Origin of the sequence: Micromonospora sp. NPDC048839 (assembly GCF_040649915.1) — a bacterium.
Lineage (GTDB): Bacteria > Actinomycetota > Actinomycetes > Mycobacteriales > Micromonosporaceae > Micromonospora.
This window is the reverse complement of the sequence record NZ_JBEZGL010000005.1, coordinates 132,479-150,618: the sequence shown is the minus strand read 5'-3', so window position 1 is coordinate 150,618 and position 18,140 is coordinate 132,479. Positions and strand designations below refer to the sequence as shown.

At 72.2% G+C, this 18,140-nt stretch carries 18 protein-coding genes; 10 read left to right on the top strand and 8 right to left on the bottom strand.

Annotated features, from left to right (window positions below; translation table 11 throughout):
* The first annotated feature begins 84 nt into the window (after positions 1-84).
* Together AB0C25_RS11925 and AB0C25_RS11920 are read left to right on the top strand one after the other, a co-directional pair.
* Positions 85-1,440 carry a serine hydrolase domain-containing protein gene (locus tag AB0C25_RS11925; protein WP_357372261.1) on the top strand — a complete coding sequence of 452 codons (1,356 nt, stop codon included), beginning with the start codon at positions 85-87 and terminating at the stop codon, positions 1,438-1,440.
* 46 nt (positions 1,441-1,486) lie between these two features.
* Positions 1,487-2,098 carry a hypothetical protein gene (locus AB0C25_RS11920; protein WP_357372259.1) on the top strand — a complete coding sequence of 204 codons (612 nt, stop codon included), beginning with the start codon at positions 1,487-1,489 and terminating at the stop codon, positions 2,096-2,098.
* A 44-nt stretch (positions 2,099-2,142) separates the two neighbouring features.
* On the opposite strand, the gene AB0C25_RS11915 is transcribed toward AB0C25_RS11920, so the two are convergent.
* Positions 2,143-3,075, bottom strand: a complete 933-nt coding sequence (locus AB0C25_RS11915; RefSeq protein WP_357372257.1) for a LysR family transcriptional regulator — start codon at positions 3,073-3,075, stop codon at positions 2,143-2,145.
* A 124-nt stretch (positions 3,076-3,199) separates the two neighbouring features.
* Here AB0C25_RS11915 and AB0C25_RS11910 point away from each other — a divergent pair, with 124 nt between their 5' ends.
* Complete coding sequence (locus AB0C25_RS11910; RefSeq protein ID WP_357372255.1) at positions 3,200-4,447, top strand: MFS transporter; 1,248 nt, start codon at positions 3,200-3,202, stop codon at positions 4,445-4,447.
* 20 nt (positions 4,448-4,467) lie between these two features.
* Here AB0C25_RS11910 and AB0C25_RS11905 read toward each other — a convergent pair whose 3' ends face one another.
* Both AB0C25_RS11905 and AB0C25_RS11900 read right to left on the bottom strand, forming a co-directional pair.
* On the bottom strand, positions 4,468-5,370 hold the full coding sequence (locus AB0C25_RS11905; protein WP_357372253.1) for a hypothetical protein: 903 nt from the start codon (positions 5,368-5,370) through the stop codon (positions 4,468-4,470).
* The gene (locus tag AB0C25_RS11900; protein WP_357372251.1) at positions 5,367-5,765 is read right to left on the bottom strand and encodes a hypothetical protein; all 399 of its coding nucleotides are present in this window, start codon (positions 5,763-5,765) and stop codon (positions 5,367-5,369) included. The genes AB0C25_RS11905 and AB0C25_RS11900 overlap by 4 nt, the downstream gene beginning before the upstream one ends.
* A 74-nt stretch (positions 5,766-5,839) precedes the next feature.
* On the opposite strand from AB0C25_RS11900, the gene AB0C25_RS11895 reads away from it, so the two are divergent.
* Positions 5,840-8,635: a CHAT domain-containing protein gene (locus AB0C25_RS11895; RefSeq protein WP_357372249.1), complete on the top strand. Its 2,796-nt coding sequence runs from the start codon at positions 5,840-5,842 to the stop codon at positions 8,633-8,635.
* 16 nt (positions 8,636-8,651) lie between these two features.
* On the opposite strand, the gene AB0C25_RS11890 is transcribed toward AB0C25_RS11895, so the two are convergent.
* The gene (locus AB0C25_RS11890) at positions 8,652-9,761 is read right to left on the bottom strand and encodes a tetratricopeptide repeat-containing protein (protein WP_357372247.1); all 1,110 of its coding nucleotides are present in this window, start codon (positions 9,759-9,761) and stop codon (positions 8,652-8,654) included.
* A gap of 135 nt (positions 9,762-9,896) precedes the next feature.
* On the opposite strand from AB0C25_RS11890, the gene AB0C25_RS11885 reads away from it, so the two are divergent.
* Entirely contained in the window at positions 9,897-10,703 is an 807-nt protein-coding gene (locus AB0C25_RS11885; RefSeq protein ID WP_357372245.1) for a hypothetical protein, read from the top strand.
* Here the strand turns inward: AB0C25_RS11885 and AB0C25_RS11880 are convergent.
* Positions 10,692-10,862, bottom strand: coding sequence for a hypothetical protein (locus tag AB0C25_RS11880; RefSeq protein WP_357372243.1), 171 nt, complete (start codon positions 10,860-10,862; stop codon positions 10,692-10,694). The two genes, AB0C25_RS11885 and AB0C25_RS11880, sit on opposite strands and share 12 nt — an antisense overlap.
* Positions 10,863-11,051: 189 nt before the next feature.
* Here AB0C25_RS11880 and AB0C25_RS11875 point away from each other — a divergent pair, with 189 nt between their 5' ends.
* Positions 11,052-11,882 (top strand): RNA methyltransferase, encoded by an 831-nt coding sequence (locus AB0C25_RS11875; protein ID WP_357372731.1) that lies wholly within the window; start codon positions 11,052-11,054, stop codon positions 11,880-11,882.
* A 4-nt stretch (positions 11,883-11,886) separates the two neighbouring features.
* On the opposite strand, the gene AB0C25_RS11870 is transcribed toward AB0C25_RS11875, so the two are convergent.
* Together AB0C25_RS11870 and AB0C25_RS11865 are read right to left on the bottom strand one after the other, a co-directional pair.
* On the bottom strand, positions 11,887-12,423 hold the full coding sequence (locus AB0C25_RS11870) for an alpha/beta hydrolase (RefSeq protein ID WP_357372241.1): 537 nt from the start codon (positions 12,421-12,423) through the stop codon (positions 11,887-11,889).
* Between the two features lie 95 nt (positions 12,424-12,518).
* The gene (locus tag AB0C25_RS11865) at positions 12,519-14,081 is read right to left on the bottom strand and encodes an NAD(P)/FAD-dependent oxidoreductase (protein ID WP_357372239.1); all 1,563 of its coding nucleotides are present in this window, start codon (positions 14,079-14,081) and stop codon (positions 12,519-12,521) included.
* A 175-nt stretch (positions 14,082-14,256) separates the two neighbouring features.
* On the opposite strand from AB0C25_RS11865, the gene AB0C25_RS11860 reads away from it, so the two are divergent.
* From AB0C25_RS11860 to AB0C25_RS11845, 4 genes are all read left to right on the top strand, one after another.
* Positions 14,257-15,564 (top strand): hypothetical protein, encoded by a 1,308-nt coding sequence (locus tag AB0C25_RS11860; RefSeq protein WP_357372237.1) that lies wholly within the window; start codon positions 14,257-14,259, stop codon positions 15,562-15,564.
* A gap of 111 nt (positions 15,565-15,675) precedes the next feature.
* Positions 15,676-16,248 (top strand): GNAT family protein, encoded by a 573-nt coding sequence (locus AB0C25_RS11855; RefSeq protein ID WP_357372235.1) that lies wholly within the window; start codon positions 15,676-15,678, stop codon positions 16,246-16,248.
* A gap of 41 nt (positions 16,249-16,289) precedes the next feature.
* Positions 16,290-16,703 carry a type II toxin-antitoxin system Phd/YefM family antitoxin gene (locus AB0C25_RS11850; protein ID WP_357372233.1) on the top strand — a complete coding sequence of 138 codons (414 nt, stop codon included), beginning with the start codon at positions 16,290-16,292 and terminating at the stop codon, positions 16,701-16,703.
* Between the two features lie 83 nt (positions 16,704-16,786).
* The gene (locus AB0C25_RS11845; protein ID WP_357372231.1) at positions 16,787-17,497 is read left to right on the top strand and encodes a helix-turn-helix domain-containing protein; all 711 of its coding nucleotides are present in this window, start codon (positions 16,787-16,789) and stop codon (positions 17,495-17,497) included.
* Here AB0C25_RS11845 and AB0C25_RS11840 read toward each other — a convergent pair.
* Entirely contained in the window at positions 17,479-18,057 is a 579-nt protein-coding gene (locus AB0C25_RS11840) for a dihydrofolate reductase family protein (protein WP_357372229.1), read from the bottom strand. The genes AB0C25_RS11845 and AB0C25_RS11840 overlap by 19 nt on opposite strands.
* Positions 18,058-18,140 lie beyond the last annotated feature (83 nt).

The following is an 18,140-nucleotide window of genomic DNA, read 5'->3' as shown; positions in this document are numbered from 1 at the left end:
TACCGGCCTGCTCGGCCGATCCTGGAATGCCGGCCGTGACCGGGTCTCTTGAACCGCCCGCGCGTCTGGTCAAGAATCGGCGCGGTGGACGACGGGGATTTTTCGCAGGACTGGGTCCAGTTGCTGGGCCACCTTGACCGGCAGGTGTCCTCCGGTCAGCTCTCGCCGGACACGGCGGCGTTGCCCGACCTGATGAGCAGCTACCAGGTCCCGGGTGTCAGCATCGCCGTCGGGCACCTGAGCGGGCAGGTGTGGGCAGCGGGGTACGGCGTCACGGGCGGCGGGACGTCGACGCCGGTGACCGAACGTACGACGTTCGCGGCCTGTTCGATCAGCAAGCACGTCGCCGCGTTCGGCGCACTGCGACTGGTCCAGGACGGTGTCCTCAGTCTGGATACCGACATCCGCGACTACCTCACCTCGTGGCGACTGCTCGACCGCGCGGGCCGGCAACCAGCGGTCACCGTACGACAGCTGCTGGCCCACACGGCGGGCCTGTCCGACACCTGGTACCGCGGCTACGCAGCCGATCGGGTCCCGTCGCTGGTGCAGGTGCTGGAGGGCAGCGGCCCGACGACCACCGCACCGGTACGGTCGACCCTGTTGCCGGGCAGCCGTTTCCGTTACTCGGGCAGCCACTACTCCGTACTGCAGCAGGTGCTGGTGGACGCGACCGGGATGCCGTTCGAGGATCTGATGCGGACTCTGGTGCTGGACCCGGTGGCCATGGCCGACAGCAGCTTCGACCAGCGGTTTCCGCACCAGCGACCACATCTGGTGGCGCGGGGCCACCACATCGGCGGCACCGGGATCCCCGGTGGGTGGCGGACGCAACCGGAGATGGCGGCGGCCGGGCTGTGGAGCACCCCGACCGACCTGGTCCGGCTCGAACTGGAGATCGCCCGAGCGGCCTCGGGGAATTCGACGCTGCTCGACCGCGACCTGGCCACCCAGATGCGGACACCGCAGATTCCGGGCGGCTCCTACGGGCTCGGCACCGAGATCGGTGACCGCGCCGGGTGTCGGCGATTCGGGCACACCGGGTTGAACGTCGGATACACCTGCTTCTCCTACGTCTGGCCCGACAGCGGCACCGCGGTCGCGGCGATGACGAACTCGGAGGACGGCTGGGAGGTGCTGACCAGCATCCGCGCCGCCGCCGACCGTCGGTACGCCAGCAGTCTCGCCACCGCACCGCTTGACGACGTCTCGGGCCACTACGTCCTGCGCGACGACTATCCGATCGACGTCGCGGTCACCGACGGTCAGCTGATCTTCTCCGCTCCCGGCCAGCAACCGGTGACGCTGCTGGCTGCCTCGGGCGGTGGCTACCTCCACCCAGGACTCGACCTGGAGATCCGCTTCCTACCGTCCGACGGCCAGCCACACATCCTGGAACTGCGGCAGGAAGGGGTGACCCAGACCGCGAAACGGTCGTGATGGCGACGGGCACCAAGAGGATCTTGGTTGTACTAGTCTTCCCGCCATGGCTTTGCGACCGGACCAGTTCTACGACCACGCGATGTCCGTCGCGGACAGCGAGCGGCGGCTACCGCTGGCCGACATGACCGGCTGGGACATCAGCCCATTCGACCAGGATGGGTTGCGCGTCGCACCGCTGCGCCCCCCGGTGGTGCCCGACCCCGCCCGACACGGCGAGGATCCGGCGGACTGCCAGAACTGCCAGGAGCGGGACGAGGGGATCTGGTTCAACGAGCACTGGCGGCTGGCCCGGGTCACCGGAGTGGGCGTGCCGTTGGCGTTGATGCTGTACCCGCGCGACCACTACGACATGGCCGACCTCCCCGACGACCTCGCCGCCGAGCTGGGGCTGCTGACCACGCGAATCGTCCGCCACGTGCAGGCCCTGCCGCACATCTCGCGAGCCCACGTCTACCGAATCGGTGACGGCGCCGCCCACCTGCACGTCTGGTTCTTCGCCCGGCCCGAGGGGCAGGCGCAGCTCTTCGGATCCTGGTTGGTCGTCTGGGACGACCTCCTGCCGGAGTATCCCGCCGACCTCGCCGAGGCCGACGCCGCGATCGTGGCCGACGCCCTGGTCGCCTCGCACGGTGGCCGCCGAACGGCCGCCCCCTGACCGCCCGACTGACCGGTTGATCCGACCGGAGAGGCACCGGCACCTCAGGTGGCCGGTGCCCAGGATGGGCGCCAGGTCGCGGCGGGGAGCGGAGTCAGGCTCGCGACGTGGTCGATGACCGCCCGCAGGCCCGGGTGCGGGTTCGCCCGGGGCAGGAGGAGCGACAGCGGGTACGCGAGCGTCGGACGCACGATCGGGATGCGACGCAGGTCGTGGTTCGCCGGCCAGAGGTACCGGTCGCGCGAGCCGACGAGGGTTGCCACGTCGGCGGAGTCAGCGAGGATGTCGAGGAGGACCTCGTCGCCGAAGTGCGGGCCTGCCGCGTCGATGCGGAGGTCGAAGTCGGTCGCGAGCTGGTCGTAGAAGTCCGCCCATTCGCTGCGCGGCGCGATGCCCGGCACCCAGATCCGATGACCGCGTAGCTGCGCCGGTGTCAGTGACCGTGCGCCGGCGAGCGGGTGCCTCGGGCCGACGAGGAGTTCCGTCGGGGAGTCGAACGCGCGGATCATCCGCACGTCGCGCGGCAGGGCGGCCGGGTCGGTGACCGACCGGAACGAGGCGTCGATGTCGCCGGCCTGGACGGCGGCGGCCGCCGCACGCGGGTCGTTGACCCGCAGGGTCACCACGTCGAGAGTGATCTCCGGATGCGACCGCCAGTAGTCGTGCAGGACGACGGCCTGCGCGGTTCGCAGGCCGAGGACGTCGATCCGCAGGGCCCGCGAGCCGGGCCTGATCGCGGCGACGGCACGGTCGACACCGGCGACGACATCCCGGGCGTGCGCGAGGAACGCCTGGCCGTCGAGCGTCAGCTCGACCCCTCGGGCGGTACGGGTGAACAACCGCACGTCGAGTTCACGTTCGAGGGCCGCGATCCGCTTCGACACGGCCTGTTGCGTCACGCCCAGCTCGTCGGCCGCCTGTTGCAGCTGCCCGAGTTCCGCAGCCCGGACGAACGATCGCACCGCCTCGGTATCCACCGACCCATTGTGCCCACGTACAACCAGTGGTTGTGGCTCCCCCGAACATTGGTTGTTTGATTCCGCGCCGGCCCGTGGGGTGGGATGCCCGGACCGGAACGTCTGTGGTCAACGGGGGAGTCGCATGCGTACGCGGTTGGGGCCCGACGTCGGGTGGCTGTGGTCGGCGTACGGTGTCAGCGCGTACGGCACATGGCTCGCCTTCGGCGCGTTTCCGCTGCTCGCGGTATGGGTGCTGGACTCGTCGGCGTTCGCCGTGGCACTCCTGGAGGCGGCGGGGCTAGCCGTCGCGGCGATCGTCGCCCTCTCGCTCGGACCGTGGGTCGAGCACCGGGCCAAGCGTCCGGTGATGATCGTGATGGACCTGGTCCGGTTCGCGGCGATGGCCAGTGTCCCGGTCGCGTACGTCCTCGGCGTGCTGTCGTACGGTCAACTGCTGGTTGTGTCGGTGGTCTCCGGGACGGCGAGCATCGCGTTCGCCGCCGCCTCCGGCGCGTACCTGAGCTATCTGGTCCGTGGTGAGCACCTCCTGGTGGCGAACGGACGGTTCGAGGGCACGACCTGGACGGCGACCGCGGTGGGTCCGCCCCTCGGTGGGGCGCTCGTCGGGATGCTCGGCCCGGTCGTCACGGTCCTGGCCGACGCTCTCAGCTACCTGCTGTCCGCGCTCGCGGTCCTGCGTATCCGGGGCGGCGACGTCGCGACTCCCCGCGACCGCGTCACCCGGCTGCGCCCAGCCGACCTCCTGCACGGCTGGCGAGTCATCCTCGACGACCGAGTCCTGCGGGGTCTGTTTCTCAACTCGGTGCTGGTCGGCGGCCTCATCATGGCCACCGCCCCGCTCCTGGCCGTTCTCCTGCTGGGCGAGTACGACGTCCCGGCCTGGCAGTACGGTCTCGCCTTCGGCATCCCGGCGCTCGGCGGGTTCGTGGGCGCCCGCCTGTCCGCGCGTCTCGTGCACCGCCATGGCCGGCACCGCGTCCTGATGGTCACCGGTTGGCTGCGATCGGTGTTCCCCCTCGGTCTCGCGTTCGTCCAGCCCGGCATCCCCGGGGTGGTCACCGTGATCGTCGTCGAGGGCCTGCTGATCACCTGCATGGGCATCTTCAATCCGATCTACGCGACCGAACGCCTGCAACGGACTCCGGTGGCGCACACCGCCCGGGTCCTCAGCACCTGGAGTGCCAGCAGCAGACTCCTCCAGGCCGTCCTGATGGTGATCTGGGGTGTGCTCGCCACCCGCACCAGCGCGCTCGCCGCGATCACCGTCTCCGGCGTACTCCTGCTCGCCACCCCGCTCCTGCTGCCCAGGCGGAAGGACTGGTCGGCCCCGGAGCCGGTCCGGCCGGCCGACGACGTCCGGGTCGCGTGACCCCACTGCGCGCCCCGGGATCAGCGGTCCTTGCGGAGCAGGACCGTCACCGCCTGGCCGTCGGCCGTGCCGAACATGCCGTCGGTGGGGTGGCCCAGCGTGGCGGCGAGGGCGCGTACGTGCAGGTCGACCACCGCCTCCACCAGGTCGGCCAGCACGGACACCGTGCCGCGGCCCTGTCGCCAACCCGCCACGCACAGGCCGATGCCGATGACTGCGGCGGGCCACCACAGCAGGCCGAGCGCCAGATACAGCAGCCCCCAGCCCACCCGTCGGGCGGCGGCGGTGAAGTCGGCCTGCGCGAGGGCGAGCGGATCCCGGCTCTCCTCGGGCAGCAGCAACCACAGTCGGGGCCAGGCCGCGGCCAGGTCCAGGCCGTAGCAGTCCCGCACCCGTACCGCCGTGGCGATCATGCGGTCACCGATCCAGGTCGGCCGGTCCGGCTCGGTCAACGCGATCCGGTCGCAGGCGCGGGCGAGCGCCTGGGTGTCCGGCAGCGGCCCGGTGGCGCTGTCGGCGGACCGCAACCGGCGTGCCTTGTCCCGCAGGGCGGTCTCGTAGCGGCCCACGGCGGCGTGCCACCGGCGTCGCCGCCGGCGGGTCACGGCCTCGCCGGCCCGGCCCCAGCTCTGCGTCCACAGGGCCACGACCAGGCGTTCCAGGCTCTGAGCGGCCGTCGCGGCGACGACGCTGGCCAGCACGACACCGAGTACGATCAGCAGCGCGGAGCCGGTGCCCGGGGCCGGCGACCCGAGGGCGAGCCGATCCACCTCCCGCGCCAGCAGCCGCAGGTCCCACCAATGGGAGTGGCCGAGGCGCATAGCCACGGCGGCCAGCGCCACGAACACCACACCGGGCAGCGCCAGCCCGGCGAGCCACCGCTCCGCCAGTTTTCCGCCGAGCGAGGCGATGACCGCGTTCACCGGTCCATCCGGAACGTCGGCAGCGGACAGTCCCACACGGCGCAGTGCGGCGGGCCGGCGTCCGGCCGGGGGATCTCCACCCGGTCGCACAGGTCACCGGGGCACACCAGGACGACCTCCGGGCGGCGGCCGTGGATGCCGGCCAGTGGCAGGTAGTGGTGGCCCCGGGCGGTCGTGTCACCACCGACCAGCCCGCTGCGGCGCATCAACTCGGTCACCTCGGCGAGCACCGCGTCCACGCCCTGGTCGGACAGCGGCCGGTCCCGCAGCCGCGCCAGGGTCTGGGCCGGTTCCGGCCCGAGCAGGTCGCCCACCTGAGCGATGTCCGCGCAGACCCGGGCCAGCCGGGCCGCCCGGTCGTCGTCGAGTCGCCTGTCCGGCGCCGATTGACTCATCGGCTGATTATCTCCTGTCGATGTCGACACGCGGCTGGCAGGCTGGGGGAGTGACCGCGACGGGGGGTGTGCCGGTGAGCCGCTACGCAAGGGACGCCGTCGACCACTGGCGTCGTGCCGCGGCCGGGCAGCCGCGTGGGGACCGGCGGTGGGCCGAGGCCCAGGTGGAGTTGGGGGCCGCGCTGCTCGACAGGCACCACGCGGACCAGGCGCGGGAGGACCTGATCGAGGCCACCGTCGTGCTGGAGGCCGCGATCCGCACGATGGCCGACTCCTTTCTGGCCGAGGAGTTGGGTACGACACACGGTGTCCGCGCGCTGTCCACGTACACCGATGTGCTGCTGGCCAGAGCCCGGATCGACAGTGATCCGCAGCTACTGGACATCGCCGAGCAGTATCTGCAGTTCGCCGAGGACGCCTCGGCCGACCTCGGCAACAGCGCGTTGCTGATGCTCAAGACCTGCCAGGTCCATCGAGCCCGGCACACCTTCGACGGCTCGGTCGACACGCTCTACCGGCTCACGGCCATCGCCAAACTGGCCGAGTCGTGGATCAGCGAGGAACACCGGCCCGTGTTGCGTGGCATCCACGCGGAGGCGCTGTTGCGCGCCTACCAGCTCACCGGGGTGGAGGACTACGTCGACGAGGCGATGGAGCTGGTGTCCTCGGTGGACACGACCGGCCCCAACCAGGACCAGATCGTCATGCTGCGAGCCCGGTGCCTGCTGGCCAGGGCGGCCGGGACCACTCACACCGCCGATGTCGAGCGGGCCGTCGCGGTGCTGCGGGAACACACCCCGCAGAGCAACGGCCCGCGTTTCCTGGCCGGGCAGACGTTGCTCACCCTCGTCGACCGCACCGGCCGCGCCGAGTTGCTCGGCCCGGCGTGGGAGGAGTTCACCGCCGCGCTGAACACCGTCGGAGAGGGGCATCCGGAATACCGGATGGCGCTCGCCAGCCTCTCCAACGTCGGCATGAAGACGCACCAGTTGACCGGCGACATCTCCGCCCTGGAGTCGGCGATCGGCCTGCTGCGCCGGGCGCTCGCGCTCTCCGTCCGCGGCGAGGCCAACCACGCGCTGTACCTGGACCAGTTGGGCTACAGCCTCCGGCTGCTCTACGACGCCACCCGGGAGCCCGCCTACCTGGAGGAGGCACTCGTCCTGCTGCGCAGGGCGCTCGACGCCCTGCCCGCGCGTGATCCGCAGCGTGTCAAGACCGGGTTGTCCATCGCCCAGGCATTGCGGGCGACCTATCTGCGGACCGGTGAGACGGCCCTGCTCACCAAGGCCGCCGAGCGGGCGCGCGCCGCCGGCCGCATCGACTCCGGCGCCGTGCCCGCCCGGATCCAGGCGTTCGACAAGGCGGCCTACACGCTGACCGCGCTGGGCCGGTGGGAGGAGGCGACGGAGGCCTTCGACGAGGCCATCACGTTGCTGCCCCGGCTGGCCTCCCGGGGGCGTACCCGCCACGACCAGTACGCCGACCTCGGCTCGACGGCCGGGTTGGCAGCGACGGCCGCCTCCTGTGCGATCGGCGCCGGCCAGCCGGAACGCGCCCTGGAGCTGCTCGAACGTGGCCGGGGCCTGCTGCTGCACCAGCGGTTGACGGGGGACGGCGAGTGGGCGGCGCTCCAACGCGCCGACCCGCGCCTGGCGGCCGACTTCCAGCGGATGCGCCGGGACTTCGAAGCGCCCGCCCCCGAAGCGCCCCGACCCACCACCTTCGGCCGGGACCGGGAAACCGAGTGGAACGTGCTGCTGGCGACGATCCGGGAGCTGCCCGGCCTGGGTGACTTCCTGCGCCCGCCCAGCGCCCGGCAGCTGCTCGACCAGGTCGACGGGACCGTGATCGTGCCGATCGCGAGCGAGTTGCGCTGCGACGCGCTCATCCTGCGGCAGCACCGCGTGACGGTGCTGCCGCTGCCGGATCTGTCGCTGACCGACGCGATGACGCAGCTACGGCTGCTCCAGGAGGCCACCACCACGGCGTACGACCCGACGGCGGACGCCCGGAGCAGGCTGCGCGCCCAGTCGGTGCTCACCGGCGTACTGGAATGGTTGTGGCGTGCCCTCGTCGGGCCGGTGCTGGACCGGATCGACGCGCCCGGGGCAGCCGCTGAGCTGCCGCGCGTCTGGTGGTGCCCGGTCGGCCCGCTGGCGTTCTTCCCCCTGCACGCCGCCCAGGCCGCCGGCCGGTCCGCCCTCGACCGGGTGGTCTCCTCCTACACCCCGACGGTGACCGCGCTCGCCCGCAAACGCACCGGAGTGCGGCAGTCCCGGGCCGACGCCCGGTCCTGCGTCGTGGCGATGCGCGCCACCCCCGGCGGCCCACAGGCGCTGCCCAGCGCCGAACGCGAGGCCGTGGCCGCGGCGGGGGCGCTGCCCGGAGCGTGGCTGGGACTGGACGCCGCGGCCACCCGGCGGCACGTCCTGGACCGGTTGGCCGGCTCGGCCTACGCGCACTTCGCGTGCCACGCGGTGGCCGATCCGCACGACCCGGCGCAGGGCCGACTGCTCGTGCACGACCACCAGGACAGCCCCCTCACCGTGGCCGACGTGTCCCAGCTCGACCTGGACGCGGAGTTCGCCTTCCTGTCGGCCTGCGCCACCGCCCAGGCCCCGCCGACCCTCGTCGACGAGGCGCTGCACATCACGGGCGCCTTCCAGCTCGCCGGATTCCGGCACGTCATCGGCACCCTGTGGGAGATCGACGACGCGGTCTCCCTCACCCTGACCACCGCCTTCTACCAGCACGGCGACGCGACCGGGGCGGCGGCGTACGCGCTGCACGCGGCCGTGCGGGCGCTGCGCGACCGCTACCCGCTGGCGCCGACGCTGTGGGCGGCGCACATCCACACCGGCGGCTGACCGCCGCCCGTCGGCGTCAGCGGGTGCGCCGGACCAGCGCTCGGGCCTTCTCCGTCTGGGGATGGGTCGGGCCGTGCACGCGTTCGCACCCGGCCAGCGCGGCCCGTGCCTCCTGGCCCGCCCGCCGGTCACCCGCCTCGACCAGCAGCAGGGCGAAGAGCGTCCGCATCTCCAGGGTCGCGGGATGGTCGACGCCTCGGCCCCGTTCACTGTCCGGCAACGTGTCCGCCAGCAACCGGATCGCCTCGGCCCGCCGGCCCACTCCGTCCAACGCTCGGGCCAGGGAGTGCCGGGCGTGCAGGAGTACACCGTCGGTGTTGCTCAGGGCGCGCCCGGCGTCGTCCGCCAGCGACCGGGCCGCGTCGACCGCATCGGCCGCCCGGCCGTTGTCGAGCAGGACGACCAGCAGGTTGCTGCGGGCCTGCAGCGTCACCGGGTTGGTGGAGCCCACCGTCCGGCTCAGCCGCCGGGCCACGTCCCGCAGAGCACGTTCGGCCGCTTGACTGCGGCCCTGCAGGTGCTGGAGCCCCGCCAGCTTCATCTGGCAGGTCAGGGTGTCCGGGTCGTCTCGGCCCAGCGTCCGCGCCATGCCGTCGGCGACCCGCCGCAGCAGCGGCTCGGCCTCGTCCATCCGACCCAGCTCGATCAGCAGCCAGCCAAGGTTGTTGCCGCTGCGCAACGTCTCGACGTCTTCGTCGCCCAGCACCCGACGCCGTGCCTCGTAGGCGTCCCGTTGCACCCGTTGCGCCTCGGCGTGGGAGCCGCGCTGCCAGAGCGCGAAGGCCAGGCTGTGCTTGCTGCGCAGGGTGTCCGGATGCTCCGGCCCGAGCGCCGAGCTGCGCAACGCCACGACCTCCTGATAGAGGGCCACGGCCTCGTCGATGTCGTTGTCGCGCATCAACTCCTGCGCGTAAAGGGTCCCCGCCTCCAACGTCCGCGCGTCGGTCGCGCCGTACTGCTCGTGGTAGGCGTGGTACTGCAGCCCGAAGGCGGTCGGACCACCGAGAGTCGTGGTGCTTGACCGACCGCCCTGGGTGACGGTGATCTCGATGACCGGGCCGGACGGCTTCGACTCGCGCGGTGGCTCGTCGTCGCGTTTACGGCCGCGGTTGAACCATCTGCCCACCGACCGCACCTCCCGCAGTGTCGACAACCACACGACCCGTCATCGACAGCAGACTACGTGTCGGCGTCAACCGACGACCTATCGTGAGTCCGACACGTTCTCGCGGATCGACGCCCGGAACGTCAGGAGTCGGCAGTGCACGTCAGTCTGGCGACGAGCCCCGGCAGGGCCGACCGGCGCAACGAGGACTTCGTCGGTGCGGTGCCCGGCGCTGTCGTCCTGTTGGACGGCGCGGGCATCCCGGGAGCGGAGTCGCTGTGCCGCCACGGGGTCGCCTGGTACACCCACCGTCTCGGCAGCGCGCTGCTCGGCCAGCTGTCGCCCGACGACGGACGGGACCTCGCGGACATCCTCGCCACCGCCATCGACGAGATCGCCGCCGCGCACCGGGACACCTGCGACATCGCGGACCCCAGCAGCCCGCAGGCGACGGTCGTGCTGGCCCGCGCCCATCGGGGCCGGCTGGACTACCTGCTCCTCGCGGATTGCTTCCTCGTCCTCGACCAGGCCCACGGCGGCCCGCGCGTGATCACCGACGAGCGTGAGGTGATCGCCCGGCGCGACTGTTCCGCCCCGCTGATCGGTGTCGCCCGGGACACACCCGAGTACGACCGCGTTCGCGCCTCCTGTGCCAGGGCGTTGCGTGCTCGCCGGAACCGGCCGGGCGGCTACTGGATCGCCAAGGACGACCCGCGCGCGGCGCGGGAGGCGGTGACCGGCAGCCGGCGCCTTGCCGACCTGAACGGCATCGCGCTGCTCAGCAACGGCGCCAGCCGCATCGTCGATCCGTACCGCCGGACCGACTGGCCCGGCGTGCTGGACCTGCTCGCCGCCGACGGCCCGGCCGGCGTCATCCGGGCCGTCCGGGAGGCCGAAGCCGACACCGACGGCCAGGTCCCGGACGACGCCACGGTGGCGTACTGGACGCACCTAACGAGCTGAGGGCTGGGGGCGGGGTACGGCCCCGGGAACGCTCGTTCGGCTCAGCGCGCACTCGGGTCTGGTCAGGCTGAGGTACGAGGTGGCGGCGACCAGCAGCCCCAGACCCCACAGCATGTACGCCGGCAGCACGACCGCCAGGAACCACGCCGACCCGTCCACGTTGTCGCCGGTGGCCCAGGCGATGGGGTGGCCTCTCCTCCCCTCCGTAGGGGATCCGCTGTCCCCGGCCGGGGGAGTGGCCGTGGGGGGAGTACGACCACGACCGCGCCGACTCCGGCCGGAGCGCCTGCCGACCGCGGTGCCCACCCCAGTACGCTCGGCGCACGGTCAGACGCGATGGAGGCGGGGTTGGTGGCGGTCCTACGGGTGACAACTCGCAATGCGCGGTTCCAACAGTGGGAGGCGCTGTTGGGCAACCGCACCAAGCGCCAGCGCAGCGGCGAGTTCCTCGTGCAGGGCGTCCGACCCATCACGCTCGCGACCCAGCTCGGGTGGCAGGTCCGCCAACTCCTGTACAACGCGGACGCACACCTGTCGAGCTGGGCGCACGAGACCCTCGACGCGGCCCGCGCGACGAAGGTGGCCGTTGCCGGCGAGCTGATGCTCGAGCTCGGTGGCAAGGCGGACGTCGCCCCGGAACTGCTCGCCATCGTGGCGATGCCCGATGACGACCTCGGTCGCATCCCGACGGGTGCCGACCTGCTCGCGGTCGTGTTCGACAGGCCCACCAGCCCCGGAAACATCGGGACGCTGGTCCGCTCGGCGGACGCCTTCGGCGCCGGCGGCGTCATCGTCACCGGCCATGCCGCCGACGTCTACGACCCCAAGTCGGTTCGGGCCAGCACGGGCTCGCTCTTCTCGGTCCCCGCGGTGCGGGTGCCCTCCCACCGAACGGTGCTCGACTGGGTCGAGGCCATCCGCGCGGACGGCGTCGACGTGCAGGTGGTGGGGACCGACGAGAGCGGCACGGTGGAGGCGGCGGAGTACGACTTCACCCGGCCGACGCTGCTGGTGGTCGGCAACGAGACGTCCGGGCTGAGTTCGGCGTGGCGCGACGCCTGTGACCACCTGATCCGGATCCCCATGGTGGGCATGGCCAGCTCCCTGAACGCCGCCACCGCCGGATCCGTCGTGCTGTACGAATCGGCACGCCAGCGGGCGCGCGGGGAGCGCGGGTAGCAGGTCAGGGGATGAGCCGGTCGAGCAGTTCGAACCGCTCGTACGGCTGGTCGTGGTCGCCGAAGTGCCCGTCGTCGCGCACGATCTGGGTGCCTCCGAGTCGCTCGAACATGGCGCGCCCCTGGCGGTCGTCGCAGCCGTACGGATCCTTGCGGGAGTTGATGAAGTAGATGTCGCGCACGTGGGACCGGATCGCGGCCCAGTCGTAGCTCTGCTGCAGGACCGGTTCCTCGCTGGTGTTGGGCCGGGTGCAGTAGCCGGCGACCAGGATCGCCTGCGCCACGGTCACGTCGACGTGTTCGAGGAGCGCCAGAAGGAGCGCCGCGCCACCGGAGTGGCCCACCAGGATCGTGTCCTCGTCGAAGTGGTGCCCGTTGAGCACCGTCGGCAGGAACGTGGCGATCGGTTCGACGTTGATGCCCGGGTGGTGCGGCACCTCGACGGTGTAGCCCCGGGCCGCCAACCGTCGCGCCAACCAGCGGTACCAGACGACGTCCGGGTTGCCACCGGTCCCGTGGAAGATGATCGCCCTGCGCCCCACCCTGCCCCCTTCGGATCGACGTGCAGATCAAACCACGTGATCCTCGGAGGCGGGGCAGGCGACACCTCCGGCATTTCGGCGGGGCGGCCGGGCGCTCAGTCCACGGGTGCCGGCAGCGGCGCGGCCCGGTCGCCGTCGCCGCCGGCGCGCACCCCGACGGGAGCGACGATCGGGGCGGCGACGATCCGGCTGGGCAGCACCGGCGCGTCCCGGCCCGTGCCGCGCCGGTCGCCACCGGAGGACTGCTCGTGGTAGTCCTGCTCGACGTTGACCGTCCAGACGTCGTGCGTACTGCCGGTGGCGATGTTCTCGACCGTGAGCATCGCGGTCAGCATCGAGTGGTCCTGGTTGTTGTAACGGTGCATGCCGTTGCGCCCCACCGGGTGCACGTTCGGCACCGCCTCGGCCAGCCACGCCCGGATCACGTCCACGTTGTGCTGGTAGCGCTCGTCGTACACCGGGTAGGCCTTCGGCATCCGCACGACGTAGCCGGCCTCCACCACGCCGGGCCGCGCCAACCCCAGCCGCTCCAGCTCCGCGGTGGCCAGGGCCACGAGGTCGGCATCCGGGGTACGCCACATCTCGTCGTCCTCGAACACGAAGTACTCCAGGCCGAGGCAGGTGCGGCCGTCCTTGACGAGGTACGGCGACCAGGAGCCGAAGTTCTGGATCCGGCCCACCCGTACCCCCGGATCGTGCACGTAGATCCAGTTGTCCGGGAACGAGAACTCCGCGGGCACCACCAGCGCCACCGTCAGGAAGTCGCGGTAGCGCAGGTCGGCGGCGCAGGCCAGCACCTCCGGCGGCGCCGCCGGACGCAGGACGGACACGAGCTCCGAGATCGGCATCGACGAGATCACGTGGTCGGCTGGCTCGGTACGCTGCCCGTCGGCGCCGTTGACCGTCACGCTGATCGCCCGCCGTCGCCCCGGGTCGCGGTGCACCGCGGTGACCCAGGCGCCCGTCGACACCTGCCCACCCCGCTCGTGGACCCGCTCGGCGCAGCGCTCCCACATCATCCCCGGCCCGTACTTCGGGTACTGGAACTCCTCGATCAAACTCGTCACGTCCGTGCGCCGGCGGCTCGGCAGCAACGCGTTGCGGATCGCCGTGGCCAGGGACAGGTTCTTGATCCGCTGCGCGGCCCAGTCGGCCTGCAACCGGTCCGCCGGCATCCCCCAGACCTTCTCGGTGTACGTCTTGAAGAAGATCGAGTACAGCCGCCAGCCGAACCGGGCCGACACCCAGCCCTCGAAGTGCGTCTGGTCGCGTGGCGGCCGGAGCCGGGCGTGGGCGTACGAGCCGAGGCAGCGGACCGCCTCCGCCAGCCCCAGGTTGCGCAGCGCGTTGACGGCGCTGAGCGGGTAGTTGAACAGCGCGCCGCGGTAGAAGATCCGGCTCATCCGGGGCCGGGTCAGGAAGTCCTCGTCCGGCAGGATCTCGTGCCAGAACGCCTCCACCCGGGGCACCTTCGTGAAGAACCGGTGCCCGCCGATGTCGAACCGCCACCCGTCGCGCTCCACGGTCCGGCTGATCCCGCCGACCACCTCGTCGGCCTCGAAGACCCGGACCGTCCGGCCGTGCCGGAGCAGTTCGTACGCCGCCGTGAGCCCCGCGGGCCCCGCGCCGATGACCACCGTGCCGTGCTGCTCGCCCATGCTGCCGCACTCCCCGCTCTGCTGATCGTCGGTGGCGCCGCGCCTACCCGGTCTGCGCCGAATGTCACTCCCGGTCAACGATCGATTCCACTCCGGAGTGGCGTCTGGCGGCGTACAACGGGTTGGACCACACTCCTGAGCGGCGGGTGGGCCGGCGAACCGGGGGGCGGGGCGGATGCACCGGTGGCGGAGCGGCGCGGCGACGCTGGCCATCCGACTGGTCGCTGCCGGCCGCGCCGGCCTGGTGGGTGCTGCCGGCCGCGCCGGTCTGGTGGGTGCTGCCGGCCGCGCCGGCCTGATGGGTGCTGCCGGCCGCGCCGGAGCGCGGGCGGTCCGTCGGGTGCCGGCGCCCTGGCCGTACGTGATCGGCCTGTTCCTCGGCGCGAAGCTGCTGCTGACCCTGCTCGGACTGCTGGTCCTGCACGCCTGGGACGGCGTGCCCGGTGCGCCGCCGCCCGACGAGGCGCTGATGTGGGCGCAGCAGCGCGAGATCTCCGGGCACCGGTGGATCTCCCTCTGGTTCGCCTGGGACGGGCTGCTCTACCTGCGGCTGAGCGAGCTGCCCCTGAACCGGCCCTGGAACGATTTCGGCTTCCCGCTCCTCTACCCGTTCCTGGCCCGGCCGGTCGGCGCGCTGCTCGGCGGCGACACCGCGCTGGCCCTGCTGGTGATCAGCAACGTCGCGTTCCTGCTGGCGCTCTGGTACGGCTACCGGCTGGCCGAGGTGCTGCTCGGCGACGCACCAGCGGCCCGCCGCTTCACCAGGTATCTCGTGCTGCTGCCCACCGCGTTCCTGTTCCAGGCCGCGTTGACCGAGTCGCTCTTCGTCTGTCTCGCGTTGGCCGCGTTCTACCACGCCGAGCGACGCCAGTGGCTGCTGGTCGGTGTGCTCGGCTACTTCCTGGCGATGAGCCGCTCCGTCGGCCTGCTCGTCGCGCTGCCGTTGGCCCTGGTCCTGCTGCGTCAGCACGACTGGCGGCTCGGCCCCCGCGCCCTGCTCGGCTATCTGCGGATCGGCTGGCCGTTGCTGCTGCTGCCCGCCGGCTGGTTCACCTTCATGGCGTTCTGCCGGTGGCGCGGCGGCGACTGGTTCGCCTACCAGCACGCCCAGCGGATCGGGTGGGGCATCGAGGTGCAGAACCCGGTGCCGGTGCTGCTGAACGGGCTGGCCGGGGAGCCCCGCGACGCCGCCCGGGTCCTCTTCGCCGTGGCCGTGTTGGCCGTGCTGGTCGCCGGGTTCCGCCGCCGCGAGCTGGCCTACCTGGTGTACGGCGTACTCATGGTGCTGGTGCCGCTCTCGATGGGTCCGGCGGTGTACCGGAGCCTGCTGCGGTACCTGCTCGCCGCGTTCCCGGTGGCCCTGGTGCTGGCCCGGTGGGCGCGCCACGGCGGCGTCGACCTCTGGCTGACGGCGACGCTCGCCGTGGTGCAGGGCGTGCTGTTCGTGCTCTGGCTCACCTACTGGACCCACATGATCATCTGATTGGGCCGGCCGCCGACAGCGTGCCCAGCTGCCGACCTGAGGGCGTGCCCGGCGCGGGCGGACGCGACAGGCGTGTGCGAGGCTGTTTTCCCGCATCTGACTGGAGGCCCGGTGTTCGCCCTGCCGCTGACCGAGGAGGTCGAGCTGCGCCCGCTGGACCCGTGGCGGGCCGAGGAGTTCCTCGCCCACCTGGACCGGGCGCGGGAGCACATCCAGCCCTGGGTGTCGCCGTCGTTCGTCGCCACCGACCTGCCGTCCGCCCGGGCGGTGTTGCAGCGGTACGCCGACCGGTGGGCCAGCGACACCGGCGGCATCTGGGGGCTGTGGTGGCGCGGCACGCTCGTCGGCGGCGTCATGTTCGTGTCGTTCGACGTGGTGCTGGGCGTCTGCGAGGTCGGCTGCTGGCTGGAGCCGGCGGCGCAGGGGCGCGGCATTGTCGCCCCGGGGATCCGCCGGCTCGTCGACTGGGCCGTCCGCGAGCGCGGCATCCAGCGGGTCGAGTGGCGTACCAACGCCGCCAACGCCCGCAGCATCGCCCTGGCCCGCCGACTCGGCCTGCGCCACGACGGCACCCTGCGTCAGCTCTACCCGAGCCCCCGCGGCCGCATCGACCTGGAGGTCTGGTCGGTGCTCGCCGACGAGTGGCTGGCCAGCCCCGGCCCGGCACCGACCACCGTCCACTGACGACGGCGCTTTTTGTCGTACCCCGGCGGCACCATGCATCCATGGCCGTCCCCGCGCTCACCCCCCACCCCGACCCGCCGCGTTCCGTGCCGCTGCGTGAGGCGCGCACCCGGTTCGGTCAGCTTGTCGCCCTCGCCGAGCTGACCGACGCGGTCACCGTCGTCACCCGCGACGGCGATCCCCGCCCGGTCGCCGCGATCGTCCCCGCCGCAGCCGCGCGCAGCGGCGCCCAGGCCCGCGCCGACGCCGACCGGCTCGCCACGGTCACCGCAGGCTGGGCACGCCGTCTCGAGGAGCAGCACCGACGTAGCACCCAGCGGCACGCCGCCGAATTGGCCGCGATCCGCGCCGCTCTGGCGGAGGCGTGGGCCGAGTTGGACCGCCGGGTCGTCCCGGGCAGCGACCCCACGCTGGCCCGGCTGCGCGCGGCGCACAACGACCTGCTCGCCGGCTGACCGCGTCCGCGCGGCCAGTTCTCGGCGGGATCCTCCGTAGCCGGCCGAGCCACGGCGAGCGCGCGGCACCGTATCCTTCGTCCGTGGGGCTGCGGTTCACGACACGCGGATCGGACTCGCCGTGGGTGGACACCGTGTGGACCTGCACGAGCGACCAGGTCACCGCGATGACGTCCGTCGCGGGGGTGCGGTGGGGCCTGGTGTTCTGGACACAGGCCGGCCGGGCGCAGACGGGCATCACCGGTCCCGAGACCCGGACCGGCACGGCGCCGGTGCCGGAGGGCGCGACCTTCACGGGTATCGAGTTCGCCGTGGGCACCTCGCTGCGGGCCGTGCCCACCTCGACGCTGACCGACGGTGGCATCGCGCTTCCCGACACCACGCGCCGGGCGTTCTGGCTGGACGGCGGGCACTGGCAGACGCCCTCTCCCGACGACGCCGAGGCTCTGGTCGACCGCCTCGTCCGGGCCGGGGTCGTGGTCCGTGACGCGCTCGTCGCCGACGTGCTGCGGGGTCACCGCCCGGCCGTGTCGGGGCGCACGCTCGAACGCCGGTTCCGCGCCTCGACCGGATTGACGCAGAGCGCCGTCCGGCAGATCGAGCGTGCCCGTACGGCGGCGGAGTTACTGGCTGCCGGCGACCCGGCGGCCGACGTCGTCGTCAAGCTCGACTACTTCGACGAGCCGCACCTGGCCCGAGCGCTGCGCTCCTACGTCGGCCGCACCGCCCGGCAGCTGCGCGAGGGGTCCGGCGGCGCGATCGCCCTCGACCTGGATCACCGCCGGACGTCGTAGACCAGCTTGAGGATCCCGTTCGGGTAACTCTCCGACTCCCGCAGCGTCAGCATGTGCTTGTCCCGGTCGGCTCGGCCGAACAGGCTCTTGCCGGCACCGAGCAACACGGGGAAGACGAGCAGGTTGTACTGGTCGATCAAGCCCGCGTCGGACAGCCGCCGAGCCAGCTCCGCGCTTCCGTGGATGAAGATCGCGCCGCCCTCGCTCTCCTTGAGCGCGGCGATGTCGCCGGTCGAGCGCAGGATCGTGGTCGGCCCCCACCCGTCGACGACGGCGTCGTCGGACAGCGAGGTCGACACGACGTACTTGGGCAGCTCCTTGTAGCCGGCGTGGTCCTCCGAGCCGGGCCAGACCGGCGCGAACGCCTCGTAGCTGCGCCGGCCGAACATCAACGCCGTCGTGTCGGCAAGCTCCTCGCCCTTCAGCGACCAGGCTTCCGGGACGAACTCGAGGTCCTTGAACACCCACCCACCGCTGCGGTGCTCCTCGGTTGGGCCGCCGCCGGGCGAGTCCACGACGCCGTCGAGCGACATGAAGCCGGTGTAGACCAGATTGCGCATTGTGCTGTCTCCTCGTGCTCGGGCGAGCTGCCGGGTCCACGCTAGATCGCGACCCCGGTGGTTGTCTTGGACGAAAACGACAG